At 70.3% G+C, this 15,029-nt stretch carries 9 protein-coding genes and 1 tRNA gene; 6 read left to right on the plus strand and 4 right to left on the minus strand.

Features of this window, described 5'->3' with window-relative positions; all coding sequences use genetic code 11:
• Window positions 1-15 precede the first annotated feature (15 nt).
• Together IAI53_RS00625 and putA are read right to left on the minus strand one after the other, a co-directional pair.
• On the minus strand, window positions 16-1,110 hold the full coding sequence (locus IAI53_RS00625; RefSeq protein ID WP_187716248.1) for a branched-chain amino acid ABC transporter substrate-binding protein: 1,095 nt from the start codon (window positions 1,108-1,110) through the stop codon (window positions 16-18).
• Window positions 1,111-1,283: 173 nt separating this feature from the next.
• Window positions 1,284-4,949 (minus strand): trifunctional transcriptional regulator/proline dehydrogenase/L-glutamate gamma-semialdehyde dehydrogenase, encoded by a 3,666-nt coding sequence (gene putA / locus IAI53_RS00630; RefSeq protein WP_349771872.1) that lies wholly within the window; start codon window positions 4,947-4,949, stop codon window positions 1,284-1,286.
• Between the two features lie 168 nt (window positions 4,950-5,117).
• Here putA and IAI53_RS00635 point away from each other — a divergent pair, with 168 nt between their 5' ends.
• Window positions 5,118-5,594 carry an Lrp/AsnC ligand binding domain-containing protein gene (locus IAI53_RS00635; RefSeq protein WP_187716249.1) on the plus strand — a complete coding sequence of 159 codons (477 nt, stop codon included), beginning with the start codon at window positions 5,118-5,120 and terminating at the stop codon, window positions 5,592-5,594.
• 111 nt (window positions 5,595-5,705) lie between these two features.
• Window positions 5,706-8,642: a transporter substrate-binding domain-containing diguanylate cyclase gene (locus IAI53_RS00640; protein WP_222948128.1), complete on the plus strand. Its 2,937-nt coding sequence runs from the start codon at window positions 5,706-5,708 to the stop codon at window positions 8,640-8,642.
• 27 nt (window positions 8,643-8,669) lie between these two features.
• Here the strand turns inward: IAI53_RS00640 and tgt are convergent, their stop codons facing one another.
• Window positions 8,670-9,782: a tRNA guanosine(34) transglycosylase Tgt gene (gene tgt / locus IAI53_RS00645; RefSeq protein ID WP_187716250.1), complete on the minus strand. Its 1,113-nt coding sequence runs from the start codon at window positions 9,780-9,782 to the stop codon at window positions 8,670-8,672.
• Entirely contained in the window at window positions 9,772-10,821 is a 1,050-nt protein-coding gene (gene queA / locus IAI53_RS00650; RefSeq protein WP_187716251.1) for a tRNA preQ1(34) S-adenosylmethionine ribosyltransferase-isomerase QueA, read from the minus strand. The genes tgt and queA overlap by 11 nt, the downstream gene beginning before the upstream one ends.
• Before the next feature lie 47 nt (window positions 10,822-10,868).
• Here queA and IAI53_RS00655 point away from each other — a divergent pair.
• From IAI53_RS00655 to IAI53_RS00670, 4 genes are all read left to right on the plus strand, one after another.
• Window positions 10,869-10,953, plus strand: a tRNA-Leu gene (locus tag IAI53_RS00655).
• Between the two features lie 267 nt (window positions 10,954-11,220).
• The gene (locus IAI53_RS00660; protein ID WP_187716252.1) at window positions 11,221-13,794 is read left to right on the plus strand and encodes a sensor histidine kinase; all 2,574 of its coding nucleotides are present in this window, start codon (window positions 11,221-11,223) and stop codon (window positions 13,792-13,794) included.
• Window positions 13,791-14,423: a response regulator gene (locus tag IAI53_RS00665; protein ID WP_187716253.1), complete on the plus strand. Its 633-nt coding sequence runs from the start codon at window positions 13,791-13,793 to the stop codon at window positions 14,421-14,423. The genes IAI53_RS00660 and IAI53_RS00665 overlap by 4 nt, the downstream gene beginning before the upstream one ends.
• A 129-nt stretch (window positions 14,424-14,552) precedes the next feature.
• Window positions 14,553-15,005, plus strand: coding sequence for a response regulator (locus tag IAI53_RS00670; RefSeq protein WP_187716254.1), 453 nt, complete (start codon window positions 14,553-14,555; stop codon window positions 15,003-15,005).
• The last annotated feature ends 24 nt before the right edge of the window (window positions 15,006-15,029 follow it).

Raw genomic sequence — 15,029 nt, forward strand, 5'->3', positions numbered from 1 at the left:
GGCCGGGGCCGGTGCTTACTGGGCGTAGTCGTACTGACCGCCCTTCCAGCGATAGACCACGAAGCCCGGCGCCTTCTGGTCACCCTTGGCGTCGAAGGACAGCTTGCCGATCACGGTGTCGAAGGTGCCGCCGCGCAGCGCCTTCTCCAGGTCGGCGTACTTCACGCTCTTGGCGCCGTTGGCGGCCTGCTCGAACAGCTGCATGGCGGCGTAGGCGTAGAGCACGTAGCCTTCCGGCTCGATCTTGGCGGCGCGGAACTTCTCCACCACCGGGGCGGCGGCCGGGTTCTTGCGCGGGTCGGGCGAGAAGGTGAACATCACGTTGTCGGCGGCCGGGCCGGCGGCGGTGACCAGCTCGGAGTTGGTCATGGTGTCGCCGCCCATTACGGTGAGCTGCAGGCCGGCCTGCTGGGCCTGGCGCAGGATCAGCGCGACTTCGGTGTGGTAGCCGCCGTAGGCCATCACTTCCACGCCGGCCTGCTTGAGCTTGGTGACCAGGCCGGAGTAGTCCTTCTCGCCGGCGGTGATCGACTCGCGCAGCGTCGGCTTCATGCCCTTGGTCTGCATGGCGCTGGCCATTTCGTCGGCAAGGCCCTTGCCGTAGGCGCTCTTGTCGTCGACCACGGCGACCTTCTTGCCCTTGAACTTGGTGGCGATGTAGCTGCCGGCGACCATGCCCTGTTGGTCGTCGCGGCCCATGATGCGGAAGACGTTCTGCAGGCCGCGCTCGGTGACCTGCGGGTTGGTGGACACCGTGGCCATCGGGATGTCGGACTCGTTGTACACGTCGGACGCCGGGATGGTGGAGCTGGAGCACCAGTGGCCGTGCATGAACACGATGCCCTTGTTGACCATGGTGTTGGCCACCGACACGGCCTGCTTGGGATCGCAGGCGTCGTCGCCGATCTCCAGGGTCAGCTTCTCGCCCAGAACGCCGCCGCGGGCGTTGATGTCGGCGATGGCCATTTCCGCACCGCGGCGGATCTGGTCGCCGGCCGAAGCGTACTGGCCGGTCATCGGGCCGGCGATGGCCACCGGCAGGTCGGCCAGCGAAACCTGGGAATAGGCGCCGAGCGCCAGGCAGGCGGTAGCGAGCAGGGTTTTCTTCATCAATCGTCTCCTTGTCAACAGAGGTGTAAGCGTGGTCAGGATGCTCCGCGCACCATACGGTAGCGTTTGCGCCCGGCTACGATAAGCGGATTTTTTGTTCTTTCCATCCGTGATGCCCCTAACTGCATGAACTCCTGCGCGGTCGGGGCATCCGCGCAGGAGGTGTGCTCGGTCTAGCCGCCCATGGCCATCAGGCTGGCGTTGCCGCCGGCGGCGGCGGTGTTCACGCTCACCGTGCGCTCGTGCACCAGGCGGGCGGGGTCGTACTCCGGCTCGGGGCGCAGCAGGCCGACGATGGGACCGCGGCGCGCGGCCAGGCGTACCCGCCAGGCGTCGGCCTCGCTGTCCGGGCCGTCGAACAGCAGCGCGCCGAAATCCGCCTCCTGCCAGCCGGCGTCGAGCTCGATCTGCGCGGCCAGCGCCGGCGGCAGCGCGGCGGCGAGCTTGCGGGTGATGTCGTTGTCGTCCAGCAGCAGGCGGTTGCCGGTGGCCAGCGCGACCAGCACCTGATGCAGGCGGGCGGCCGAGCCACTGGCCACGCCGGCGATGCGTCCGCGCGGCACGAAGCGCAGGCTGTCGTCCTCGCCGGTGGGGCCGGGCAGGGTCAGCGTGAGGCCGTCGATGCGGCGCGTGCGGTAGGCGTCCAGGCGGTCGCGCAGCACGGCGATGTCGTCACCCTCGAGCAGCGCGCGGCCGTCGCGCTCCAGCCATTCGGCGAAGGCGTCGAGTGCCGGCAACTCTGCGGCGGGGCGCTCGAACACCGGGCCGGGCGTGCGCGCCAGCAGGCGGTGCAGGTAGAGCGGGCCGCCGGCCTTGGGGCCGGTGCCGGACAGACCCTCGCCGCCAAAGGGCTGCACGCCGACCACTGCGCCGATCATGTTGCGGTTCACGTACAGGTTGCCGACATGCGCGCGCGTCACCACGCGGGCGATGGTCTCGTCGATGCGGGTATGCACGCCCATGGTGAGGCCGTAGCCACTGGCGTTGATGCTGTCCACCAGGCGCTCCAGGTCGCGCTCGCGGAAGCGCAGCACATGCAGGATGGGACCGAACTGCTCGCGCCCGAGGCGGGCGAGGTCGTCGATCTCGATGATGGTCGGCGCCACATAGGTGCCGCGGGCGCAGTCGGCGGGCAGGGCCGGGCGGGTGACCCGGCAGCCGGCGGCCTGCATCGCGGCGACGTGGGCTTCCAGCCCGTTGCGGGCGTCCATGTCGATCACCGGGCCGACGTCGCGGCGCACGTCGGCCGGGTTGCCGATGCTCAACTCCTGCGCGGCGCCCTGCAGCATCTCCAGCATGCCGTCGGCCACGTCTTCCTGCAGGCACAGCACGCGCAGCGCCGAGCAGCGCTGGCCGGCGGAGTCGAAGCTGGACGCGAGCACGTCGGCCACCACCTGCTCGGGCAGCGCGGTGGAATCCACGATCATGGCGTTCTGCCCGCCGGTCTCGGCGATCAGCGGCACGTTGCCGCCGCGCGCGGCGAGCTGGCGGTTGATCAGCGCGGCCACTTCGGTGGACCCGGTGAACATCACCCCGCGCACCCGCGGGTCGGCCACCAGCGCGGCGCCAACGGTCTCACCGCGTCCGGGCAGCAGCTGCAGCGCGCCGGCCGGCACGCCGGCTTCATGGAACAGGCGCACCGCGGCGGCGGCGATCAGCGGGGTCTGCTCGGCCGGCTTGGCGATCACCGGGTTGCCGGCGGCCAATGCCGCGGCCAGCTGGCCGGTGAAGATGGCGAGCGGGAAGTTCCACGGGCTGATGCACACCACAGGCCCCAGCGGCTGGTGGGTGCCGTTGTCGAATTCGCGCGCCTGGGCGGCGTAGTAGCGGCAGAAGTCCACCGCCTCGCGCAGTTCGGCGACCGCGTTGGCCCAGGTCTTGCCCGCCTCGCGCACCGCCAGTGCCATCAGCTGGTCGCCGTCGCGCTCCAGCAGGTCGGCGGCGCGCGCCAGGCAGTCGGCGCGCTCGGCCGGCGGACGGGCGGCCCAGGCGGGGGCGGCGGCGCTGGCTGCGGCAAGGGCGGCTTCGACTTCGGCGGTGCCGGCTTCGACGACCTGGCCGACGATGTCGTCATGGTCGGCGGGGTTGGGCACGGGGCGCGCGGCGGCGCTGCCGGGCACTGCTTCGGCCAGCATCGGCCCGGCTTGCGCGGGAACGCTGCGGCTGGCGGCCAGCGCGGCGGCGATGCGTTCGCGCACGGTCTCGGAGGCGAGATCGACGCCCGCGGAGTTGGCGCGCGCCGCGCCGTAGAGTTCGGCCGGCAGCGGGATGCGCGGGTGCGGGGCGCCGGCGAGTGGCGCCGCCTCGGCCACCGGATCGGCGATCAGCGCCTCGACCGGGATGTTCTCGTCCACGATGCGGTTCACGAAGCTCGAGTTGGCGCCGTTTTCCAGCAGGCGGCGGACCAGGTAGGCGAGCAGGGTCTCGTGGCTGCCGACCGGCGCGTAGATGCGCACCAGACGGCGCAGCTCGGGGTTGCCGACCAGCTGGTCGTAGAGCGGTTCGCCCATGCCGTGCAGGCACTGGAACTCGTAGTCGCCCTGGGCATAGCCGTCGCCCGCGAGGTGGAACACCGCCGCCAGGGTGTGGGCGTTGTGGGTGGCGAACTGCGGGTAGATGGCGTCGCGTGCGCCGAGCAGCTTGCGGGCGCAGGCCAGATAAGACACGTCGGTGTACACCTTGCGGGTGAACACCGGGTAGCCGGCCATGCCGTCCATCTGCGCGCGCTTGATCTCGGCATCCCAATAGGCGCCCTTGACCAGGCGCACCATGATGCGCCGGCCGCTGGCGCGGGCGAGGTCGATGATCCAGTCGAGCACGTAGGGCGCACGCTTCTGGTAGGCCTGTACCACGAAACCCAGGCCGTTCCAGCCGGCCAGTGCCGGGTCGTGCGCAAGCGCTTCGAGCAGGTCCAGCGAGAGGTCGAGGCGGTCGGCCTCCTCGGCGTCGATGTTGAGGCCGATGTCGTACTGGCGGGCGAGCAGGCAAAGGTCCTTCATGCGCGCCAGCAGTTCACCCATCACGCGCTCGCGCTGCGCCCACACGTAGCGCGGGTGCAGGGCGGAGAGCTTGACCGAGATGCCGTTGCCGTCGATCGTGCCGCGCCCGGCCGAGCCCTTGCCGATGGCGTGGATCGCTTCCTCGTAGGAGCGGTAGTAGCGCTCGGCGTCGGCCGCGGTCATGGCCGCCTCGCCCAGCATGTCGAAGGAGTAGCGGTAGCCGCGCTTCTCGGCGCTGCGGCCGCGGTCGAGCGCCTCATCGATGGTGCGCCCGGTGACGAACTGCTCGCCCAGCATGCGCATCGCCAGGTCCATGCCCTTGCGGATCAGCGGCTCGCCGCCGCGCGCCAGCAGGCGGGTGAGCGCGCTGGCCAGGCCTTCTGCGCTGGGGGTGGCCACCAGGCGGCCGGTGATCAGCAGGCCCCAGGTGGCGGCATTGACGAACAGCGAGGGGCTGTTGCCAATGTGCGAGCGCCAGTCGCCGCCGGCCAGCTTGTCGCGGATCAGGCGGTCGGCGGTGGCGCGGTCGGGCACGCGCAGCAGGGCTTCGGCCAGGCACATCAGCGCAACGCCTTCCTGGCTGGACAGCGAGAATTCCTTCATCAGCGCATCCACGCCGGAGGAGCGCACGCGCTTGGACCGCAGTCCGCTCACCAGCTTGTGGGCGAGTTGGGCGATGCGTCCCTGCAGGGCGTCGTCCACCCGTGCCGCACGGATCAGCGGCGGCACGCATTCGGGTTCCGGCATGCGCCAGGCGGCGTCGATCTGCCGCCGCGATGCCTCGCGCGGTGCGTCGGGGAGCGCGGCCTCGGCCGCAGGGAACGAAACGGGCGTGTTCACGACAGGGGCTCCATTACAGGGGCCGGTGAGGCGCCGGGCCGTCACCGGAAGTTCAAGTGCCTGAAATATGAGCGAACAACTACAGTTTATGGCGCCAAAAATCGAATTTATTCAGACATAATTCCTACCTTGCTAGACTTCTGCAGGTCATATTCCTGCTGCACTGCAATGGACCGGATCGATTTGAGAATACTCGCGGAGCTGCAGGCCGATGCCCGCCTGTCGGTGGTGGAATTGTCGCGCCGCGTCGGGCTGACCAAGACGCCGTGCGCCGAGCGCATCCGCCGCCTGGAGAAGACCGGGGTGATCCGCGGCTACCACGCCGAGCTCGACCCCGAGGCGATGGGGTCCGGGCACATCGTCATCGTGCAGGTGCTGCTCACCAGCACCACCGCCCACGACCTGCGCCGCTTCAACGAGGCGGTGATGCGCATCCCCGAGATCCAGTCCTGCCACATGATCGCGGGGGATTTCGACTACCTGCTCAAGGTACGCACGCGCGACATCCACGAGTATCGCCAGGTGATGGGGGAGAAGATCTCCGAACTGCCCTGCGTGAAGCAGACCCACACCTACGTGGTCATGGAGAACGTCAAGGACGGCGCCCTGGTGCCGGTGCCGGCCGCGCCGCGTCCGGCGGTGTGACAAAGCTCACGGCCGCCTGCCGCATGCGGGCGGTCGCTGCGCGGGCGGCGGTTCGCACATAAGCAATTGGCGGTATGCTCGTGGCGTTCATCGACCGCCATTGATTCCTCCATGCCTCCTCGCCCGCCGTCAGCATTCCTGAGCATCCTGCGCGGGCTGTCATGGGCGGTGTTCGCCTGCATGCTGATGCCCGCCGCGTGGGCGCTCGAGCTCGATGCCGCGGCGCGCGCCTATCTGGCTGCCACGCCGCAGGTCACGGTCGGGGTGATCTCCGACAACGAACCGTATTCCTCGGTCGGCAGCGGCGGCGCCGCGGGTTTCTCCATCGACGTGCTGGAAGAGGTCGCCGCCCGTACCGGGCTGCAGTTCCGTTATCGCGCGGGCAGCTGGCCGGAGATCTACCCGGCCTTCCTGCGCGGCGAGATCGACGTCATCGACGAGATCTCCTTCCGCGAGGACCGCGCGCAGCGGATGCTGTTCACCGCGCCCTATCACTATCGACAGACCGCGGTGATGCACGACGTCGGCCGTCCGCTGGCCGCGCCCGACGGCTTGGCCGAGCTGAAGGCCCGCCGCGTCGGCGTGGTGCGCGACATCTATTACAAGAGCGCGCTGCAGGCGAGCGGCGCGCAGCTCGTCGAGTACGACGGCCTGCCCAGCCTGATCCGCGCACTGGCCTTCGGCTGGGTGGATGCCATCGTCGGGCCGGAGGTCACCCTGCGCTTTCTCGCCAGGCAGGCGGGCTACGGCCACCTGGCCATCGCGGGCGGTGTCGACATGGGCGGGCTGGAGGTGGAGGACTTCCGCCTCGCCGTGCTGCGCGGCAACGAAACCCTGCACCGCATCCTGGAGGCCGGGCTGGCCGAGGTTCCCCCGGAGCGCCTGGCCGACTTGCTGGAGAGCTGGCAGGAGTATGGCGGCCAGGCGCTGCGGGCGACGAAGAGCTTCCGTCCCAACGAGCAGCAGGCCGCCTACGTGCGCCGCCTGGGGCCGGTGCGGGTGGGCGTGATGCGCGACTACGCGCCCTTCAGCTTCGTCGACGGCGGCAAGGTGCAGGGGCTCGCCGTGGACGTGCTGGAGCGCGTGGCGGACCTGAGCGGCCTGCAGGTGGTGACCGTGGCCGACCGCTGGACGGTGCTGTTCGATCTCTTCCAGCGCGGCGAGATCGACATCATCGCCAACATCTCGGATCACCCGTCGCGGCGCGAGTTCACCCGCTTCACCGCGCCCTACCACGTCATTCCCAACGTGGTGTTCACCCGCGATCCGGGGCTGGTCGTGGAGCGGCCCGAGGATCTGAACGGACTGCGCATCGCCCTGGGCGCCGAAGTGTTCTACGAGGGCGCGGTCAAGCAGCGCTACGGCGATGCGGCGGTGGGCTTCTCCGCGCAGTCGTCGATGTTCCAGGCGCTCGCCGAAGGCAGCGTAGACGTGGTGCTCGCGGCCCTGCCCAACGGCCAGCACTGGGTGCGCGAGCTGGGCCTGACCGACGTACGGGTTGCCGGGGAGCTGCGCATGCCCGGGGTGGAGGGCGAGGATCTGCGCTTCGGGGTGCGTCCGGCGCTGGAGCCGCTGGCGCGCATCCTCGACGACGCACTGGCGGCGATCTCGCCGACCGAGCGGCGCACCATCGAGAACCGCTGGCTGGGGGCCAGTGCGGCGCGTGGCGGCGCGTCCGATGCCAAGGTGACGTTCAGCGCCGCCGAGCGGGACTGGCTGGCCGCCCGCGGTGCACCGCTGAGGGTCTGTGCCGCACCCTCCGGGATGCCGCTGGAGGGCTTCGACCAGCACGGGCGCTACAGCGGGGTCGCCGGCGATTTCGTCGCGCTGTTCGAGGAGCGCAGCGGGGTCGGCTTCGAGTTCGTGCGGCTGCCCAACCGCCAGGCCGCGCTGGCCGCCGCGCGGGCCGGCGACTGCGACCTGCTGCCCATGCTCATGCAGGACGCCGGGCGGCAGGCCTACCTCGACTTCACGACGCCCTATTACACCGTGCCGGTGGTGCTGCTGGCGCGCATCGAGGCGCCCTTCGTCGACAGCCTGGCCGAGCTCGACGAGGCGGCGGTGGCGGTGATGAGCGGGCACGCCTCGCTGGACCTGCTCAGGACGCGCTACCCGCGCCTGCGTTTCGTCGAGGTGGCCAGCGAGGTCGAGGGTCTGCGCCGGGTGCAGCGTGGCGAGCTGTATGGCTATGTGGGCACCCTGCTGTCCGCCGGGCACTATCTGCAGGAACTCGGCCTGGCCGACATCAAGGTGGTGGCGCGGGTGCCGGGCGACATGGCGCTGGCGGTGGCCACGCGCAAGGACGAACCGCTGCTTGCCGCGGTGGCGCAGAAATGGGTGGACAGCCTGGGCGACGAGGACCGCCGCCGGATCGAGGCGCGCTGGCGCGCGGTGCGCCTGGAGCAGCGGGTCGACTACGCGCTGCTGTGGCAGGTGGCCGGCGCGGCGGCGCTGGTGCTGGGGCTGTTGTTCGTGTGGAACCGCAAGCTGGGCGTGCTCAACCGCCGGCTGGAGGAGGCCAATGGCGCGCTGGCGCGGATGGCGGTGACCGACGGCCTGACCGGGGTGGGCAACCGCAAGTACTTCGATGCGCACTTCGAGAACACCTTCCGGCGCTGTCAGCGTCACGGCCTGCGTTTCGTCGTGGCGATGGTGGACGTGGACCACTTCAAGCGCATCAACGACTCCTACGGGCACCAGGTCGGGGACGATTGCCTGCAGGCGCTGGGCGCCTGCCTGCGCGGCCACCTGCGCCGTGGCGACGATCACGTGGCGCGCTTCGGTGGGGAGGAGTTCGTGGTGTTCAGCCTTGCGGCCGCGGACGAGGATGTGGCGGCCTGGCTGGAGACCCTGCGCCAGCGCGTGGCGGCCCTGGAAGTGCCGGCGGGCGATGAGGTGGTGCGTTTCACCGTGAGCGTGGGCGTGGCCGACGGCGTGCCGGCGGACGGCGCGCGGGCGGCCGACTATCTGGCGCGCGCCGACCAGGCCTTGTACGAGGCCAAGCGCGCGGGGCGCAACCGCTGCGTGCGCGCGCCGCTCGCGGACTGACCGCGGCGGCACGTCAAGGACTGGCGCTCAGGCGGTGCCGGTGGCGCGTTCGCTGCGGAAGCGCGCGACGTACTCCTTGAACTGGTCCGTGGCGATGGCCTCGCGCAGTTCCGCGGTCAGGGTCTGGTAGTAGCGCAGGTTGTGGATGGTGTTGAGCATGCTGCCGAGGATCTCCCCGGTGCGGTGCAGGTGGTGCAGGTAGGCGCGGCTGAAGTTGCGGCAGGTGTAGCAGTCGCAGCTGGGGTCCAGCGGGCGGGTGTCGGCCTTGTGGATGGCGTTCTTGATCTTGAGGTCGCCGTAGCGGGTGAACAGCCAGCCGTTGCGCGCGTTGCGGGTGGGCATCACGCAGTCGAACATGTCGATGCCGTTGGCCACGCCCTCGACGATGTCCTCCGGTGTGCCCACGCCCATGAGATACCGCGGCTTGCCCGCAGGCAGGCGCGGCGCGGTGTGAGCGAGGATGCGCTGCATGTCCTCCTTGGGCTCGCCCACCGACAGCCCGCCGATGGCGAAGCCGTGGAAGCCGATATCTTCCAGCGCGGCCAGCGATTCGTCGCGCAGGTCCTCGTACATGCCGCCCTGCACGATGCCGAACAGCGCGTTGCCGTTCTGCAGGCGGTCGAACTCGTCGCGCGAGCGTCGCGCCCAGCGCTGCGACAGGCGCATGGACTTGGCGGCTTCGTCGCGGGTGGCGGGGTAGGGCGTGCATTCGTCGAAGATCATCACCACGTCGGAATCCAGCACGGTCTGGATCTGCATGGAGATTTCCGGGGTGAGGAAGAGCCGCGCGCCGTCGATCGGGCTGGCGAACTTCACCCCTTCTTCGCTGATCTTGCGCAGCGCGCCGAGGCTGAATACCTGGAAGCCGCCCGAGTCGGTGAGGATGGGCTTGTCCCAGGCCATGAAGCGGTGCAGCCCGCCGTGCGCGGCGATCACCTCCAGGCCCGGGCGCAGCCACAGGTGGAAGGTGTTGCCCAGGCAGATCTGCGCGCCGATGCCGGCCAGCATGTCGGGGGTCATCGCCTTCACCGTGCCGTAGGTGCCCACCGGCATGAAGACCGGGGTCTCGACGACGCCGTGGTTCAGGGTGAGGCGGCCGCGGCGCGCGCCGCCTGAGGTGGCGAGAAGCTCAAACTGCATCGTGTTCGGCGTCCGGGTTGCGGGTCAGGAACATGGCGTCGCCATAGCTGAAGAAGCGGTAGCCCTGCGCCACCGCATGCGCATAGGCGCGGCGGATGGCGCCCATGCCGGCGAAGGCCGAGACCAGCATCAGCAGGGTGGACTTCGGCAGGTGGAAGTTGGTGACCAGGCCGTCGACCACCTGGAAGTGGAAGCCGGGCAGGATGAAGATGTCGGTCTCGCCGGCGCCGGCGGCCAGCGGGCCGTCCTGGGCCGCCGCCTCCAGCGCGCGCATGCTGGTGGTGCCCACCGCGATGACGCGGCCGCCGGCTGCACGCGTCTCGGCGATGGCGGCCACGGTCTCGGCCGGGATCACGTAGCGCTCGGCGTGCATCTGGTGCTCGCCGAGGTCGTCCACGCGCACCGGCTGGAAAGTGCCGGCGCCCACGTGCAGGGTCAGCCAGGCGAGCTTCACGCCCCTGGCCTTGAGGCGGGCGAGCAGGGCGTCGTCGAAATGCAGGCCGGCGGTCGGTGCGGCCACCGAGCCGGGCTCGCGCGCGAACACGGTCTGGTAGCGCGACTCGTCGGCGTCGCCCGCCGCGCGGCGGATGTAGGGCGGCAGCGGCAGCTTGCCGTGGCGCTCGAGCAGCTCGAAGAGATCCTCGCCGGCCGGAAAGCGCAGGTGGAAGAACTCGCCGACGCGGCCCAGCACCTCGACTTCGAAGGCTTCGGCCAGGCGCAGCCGGCTGCCGGCGCGTGGACTCTTGCTGGCACGTACCTGGGCGAGCGCTTCGTGCGGGCCGACCGCGCGTTCGACCAGCACCTCGACCTGGCCGCCGCTGTCCTTGGTGCCGTGCAGGCGGGCGTGGATCACGCGGGTGTCGTTGAACACCAGCAGGTCGCCGGCGCGCAGGCGCTCGGGCAGGTCGGTGAAGCTGAGGTCCACCGGCTGGCCCTCGTCGAGTGCCAGCAGGCGGCTGGCGCTGCGTTCGGGCAGCGGCGCCTGGGCGATCAGCTCGGGCGGCAGGTGGTAGTCGAAGTCGTCGAGGGTCAGGGGCATGTGCTTGCCGCGCGCGGTTGTGTTCGGGATAATGCAGGGCTTCCCGTGCCGGGATGGCGGAATCGGTAGACGCAGCGGACTCAAAATCCGCCGCCGCAAGGTGTGTGGGTTCGAGTCCCACTCCCGGCACCATCGGCCGGCCTCGCTCCCGTCGCCCGTTCGTGGCGCCCGAGGCGCCGGATTCTAGCAGAACTCCCCTTCCGCCTGCCGAGGCCGCATGCCTCGCGTTCACAGCTCCGCGTGTGCCCATTTTGGGGCGTTTGTGTATAGTGCCGCCTATCACGCTTGCATCGACACGCCGTGTCTGTTCGAATCGAATTCCGTTCGGGTAGTCGCACTGCCCCCTTGCCCGGTCTAGCCATGACCCAAACCTCGTCGCTGGCATTCGGATCGAGCCGGATGCCGATCGAGTTTGACCCGCAGCGCCTGCCGCACCTGCCCGGTGCGCTCGGTGCGCTGCTGTTCGTGGTCGGCCTGGCGCTCGCCCTGGGCGCGGCCTTCCTGCCGGGCAGCCTGATGCGCGTGCTGCCGGTCGCGCAGTCGAGCGGCGCAAACGCCCTGCTGGCGCTTGCCCTGCTCGGCGCGGCGGCAGGGCTGCAGCCCTACCGGCGGTTCCTGTGCGCCGACGTGCTGGCCCTCGCCGCCGCCGCGCTCGCGCTCTTGCCGCTGGTGCAGGCAATGACCGCCTTGTATCCCGCCGACGGTCCCTGGCGCCTGCTGCTCGAAACGCGCAAGGCGCCCGGCGAGGCTGGCTTCTGGCCGGGCCGCATGTCTCCTTCCTCTTCCCTGGGCCTGCTGATCGCGGCCGCTTGCGTGTATTACCTGAGACGCCTGCGCGGCGCGCGCGGGGTCAAGGTCTGGCTGGGCATGCTGACCGTGCTGTTTGCCGGCGGCATGGTGGGGGTGCTCGGTCAGTGGCTGGACGTGCCGCTGCTGATCGGCGCCGCGGGGGACGCGGTGGGGACGGCCTCCGGTACCGCGCTGGCGCTGCTGGTGCTCGTGCTGGTGCTGTTCCGCCTGGCGGTGGGCACGCCGTCGATCATCGCCTATTTCGACGGGCGCCCGGATCGCAGCGTCTTCGCCCTGAGCGCGGTGGGCCTGCTGGCGACGCTGGTGGTCGGCGGCATGCTGACCGGTGGCCTGATGGCCGGGGTCGGGCTGGAAGGCTACCGCCAGGCCCTGGCCGAATCGCTGCGCACCCATCTTCTGCTGGCCGAAGCCGAACTCCGTGAGGCGGGCCGCATTACCGACGAGGCACACCGGCGTGCCGAGGCCGGGGTGCCGGACTGGTTCGTGGTGCCGGATGCGGTGGCCGGCGGACGCGGTGCCAGCGTGGCGGTGCGGATCGAGCCGCCGGCTGCATCGGCATCGCGCGCAGGGGGGCTGCGCTTGCCGCTCTCGGACCGGGATGGCATCTCGCTGGCGATGCGGGGCGGCTGGTTGATCGAGGGGCGCCGTGCGCTCAACGGCGGGCGCGGGGATCTGGTGGTGGAGATGCCGTTTTCGGCCTTCGACCTGCTCGCCGAGCGTGTGGCCGCGCTTGGGCGCAGTGGCGAGCTGGTGGTTTGCGGGCGGCAGGCTGCGGGTGGTGCCGAACAGTGCTTCCCGACCCGGCGCATCGTCCATGCCTTCGAGCGCGACCTGGTTCAGGCACGCAAGGCGGAGCCCACGCCGATGGCGCGCGCGCTGGGCGGAGAGAGCGGAGTCTCGGAGGTCCGCGACTACCGCCAGCATCGGGTGATGGCCGCCTATGCGCCGCTGACCGGCAAGGTGGCGGCGGTGCTGAAGGTGGACGTGGTCGAGCTGCAGGCGCCCCTGCGCCAGGCGCTGTGGGCGGGCGTGGTGCTGGTGGCGGTGGTGGCGCTGCTGGGCGGTGCGGTGGTGTATCGCCATGTGCGCCCCTTGATCCTGCGCCTGAGCCGCACCGAGCGCGCGCTCAACCGCGCCCAGGCCGTGGCCCAGGTGGGCAGCTGGTACGCCAATGCGCGCAGCCGGCGGATCGTGTGGTCGGACGAGACCTACCGCATCTTCGCCGTTCCGCCAGGCACGCAGATCAGCCACGACGTGTTCATGCAGGCGGTGCATCCGGACGACCGCGCCCGGGTGGATGCGGCCTGGCAGCGCGCGCTGGGCGGCGCACCCTACGATATCGAGCACCGCATCCTCGCCGGCGGGCAGGTGCGCTGGGTGCGCGAGCGCGCCGAACTGGCCTTCGACGCCAGCGGCGCGATGGTCGGCGCGACCGGCACGGTCGAGGACGTCACCGAGCGCAAGGCGCGCGAGGCGGAGCTGCTGGGTTCCCGCCAGAAGCTGCGCGATCTCGCGGCCTACCACGAGAAGCTGCGCGAGGAGGAGCGCACCCACATCGCGCGCGAGATCCACGACGAGCTCGGCCAGCACCTGACCGCCCTGCGCATGGACGCTGCGCTGCTGCAGCTGAACTACGGCGAGGGCAACCCCGGCCTGGCGCAGAAGGTCAGCGCGATGAAGAAGCTGATCGACCGGACCATCAAGGTGGTGCGCGGGGTGGCCAGCAGCCTGCGTCCGGCCGCGCTCGATCTCGGCCTGGCGTCTGCGGCCGAATGGCTGGTCGGCGAGTTCCGCGCGCGCAGCGGGGTGGAGTGCACGCTCGAACTTCCCGGGCATGAGCCTGCGCTGGACGACGCGCGCGCCACCGTGGTGTTCCGCATCCTGCAGGAATCGCTCACCAACATCACCCGCCACGCGGCCGCCAGCAGGGTGGACATCCGCATCGCCGAGCTGGACGGCCGCCTGCGCCTGGAAGTGCGTGACGACGGTGTCGGCTTCGACCCGGCCGAGGTGCGTGAGCGCAAGACCTTCGGGCTGATGGGTATCCGCGAGCGTGCGATGATGTTCGGCGGCAGCGCCAGCTTCATCAGCCGTCCCGGCGAGGGAACCAGGCTGCAGGTGGAGATGCCCTTGGGTGAAGACCATTCCCGGAGTGACCGATGATCCGCATTCTGATTGCCGACGACCACGCGATCGTGCGCCAGGGCGTGCGCCAGGTGCTGGCCTTCGCCCCGGACCTGGAGGTGGTGGACGAGGCGCGGGACGGATGGGAAGTGGTCGAGCGGCTGCGCGCAGGCGGAATCGACCTGCTCATCACCGACATGAGCATGCCGGGGCCTCACGGCGTGGATCTGGTCAAGCGGGTCAAGGACGAGCACCCGAGGCTTCCGGTGCTGGTGCTGACCATGCACGGCGAAGCGCAGGTGACCGCGCGCGTGCTGAAGGCCGGGGCCACCGGCTATCTCACCAAGGACAGCGAGCCCGAGGTGTTGATCGAGGCCGCGCGCAAGGTGGCCGGAGGCGGGCGGCACATCGATCCGACACTGGCCGAGAAGCTGGTCTTCGAGACTTCGCTGGCCGGCGAGCAGCGTCCGCACGAGCGCCTGTCGAATCGCGAGTACGAAGTGCTGGTGCGCATCGCCCAGGGCGAAAGCCTGAACGACATCGCGGAGGCCCTGCACATCTCGGCCAAGACCATCAGCACGCACAAGGCCCGCCTGATGCAGAAGCTCAACCTGCACTCCACCGCCGAACTGGTGCGCTATGCCCTGCAGAACGGCCTGAGCGGCTGAGATCTGCGGGATGTGACTCGGCGCCCGCCGGCCAGGGAATACCTCGCGTCTCCCGGGCGGGTGTCGGGAAATCCCTACGGACTGTCGCTGCCGGCTGCAGCGCATCGCCATGCGACGCCGATTTTCCGCTTGCCCGCCAGCCGGCAAACTGGCCGCAATGCGTCAACGGCGGCAGGCATGAAGATTCTGGTGGTGGATGACAATCGGGAAGTATGGGCGCGGCTGATCGGTCTGCTGGGGGAAGGGCCGTTGCCGGAAATCGCCTACGCCGCGGATATCGCCCAGGCGCGCGCAATGCTTGAACGCTGCACGCCGGAACTGGTGGTGCTGGAAACGCGCCTGCCCGACGGCAGCGGACTCAGCCTGCTGAACGAACTGCGCGCCACCCGCCCGGGCCTGCCGGTGGCGATGTTTTCCAATCATCCCGAGCTTTCGCGCCATGCGCTCGCCCAGGGGGCGTGTTGCTTCTTCGACAAGTCGCTCGATTTCCCCGAGCTGCTGACGCTGCTGCAGGCGGATGCGCCGGGGCGCGATGCCGCGGCGGACGGGGCGGGCCCCGCGTGTTGTGGCGGGGCGCAGTAATGGGTCACAGGGCGGAGGGGGTTG

Origin of the sequence: Thauera sedimentorum (genome assembly GCF_014489115.1) — a bacterium.
Classification (GTDB): domain Bacteria; phylum Pseudomonadota; class Gammaproteobacteria; order Burkholderiales; family Rhodocyclaceae; genus Pseudothauera; species Pseudothauera sedimentorum.

Excerpts from the sequence above, each read along its gene's own strand:
- IAI53_RS00625 (WP_187716248.1), bottom strand. The coding sequence starts at position 1,110 with ATGAAGAAAACCCTGCTCGCTACCGCCTGCCTGGCGCTCGGCGCCTAT.
- IAI53_RS00635 (WP_187716249.1), top strand. The coding sequence starts at position 5,118 with ATGGACCGGATCGATTTGAGAATACTCGCGGAGCTGCAGGCCGATGCC.
- IAI53_RS00640 (WP_222948128.1), top strand. The coding sequence starts at position 5,706 with ATGCCTCCTCGCCCGCCGTCAGCATTCCTGAGCATCCTGCGCGGGCTG.
- tgt (WP_187716250.1), bottom strand. The coding sequence starts at position 9,782 with ATGCAGTTTGAGCTTCTCGCCACCTCAGGCGGCGCGCGCCGCGGCCGC.
- queA (WP_187716251.1), bottom strand. The coding sequence starts at position 10,821 with ATGCCCCTGACCCTCGACGACTTCGACTACCACCTGCCGCCCGAGCTG.
- IAI53_RS00660 (WP_187716252.1), top strand. The coding sequence starts at position 11,221 with ATGCCGATCGAGTTTGACCCGCAGCGCCTGCCGCACCTGCCCGGTGCG.
- IAI53_RS00665 (WP_187716253.1), top strand. The coding sequence starts at position 13,791 with ATGATCCGCATTCTGATTGCCGACGACCACGCGATCGTGCGCCAGGGC.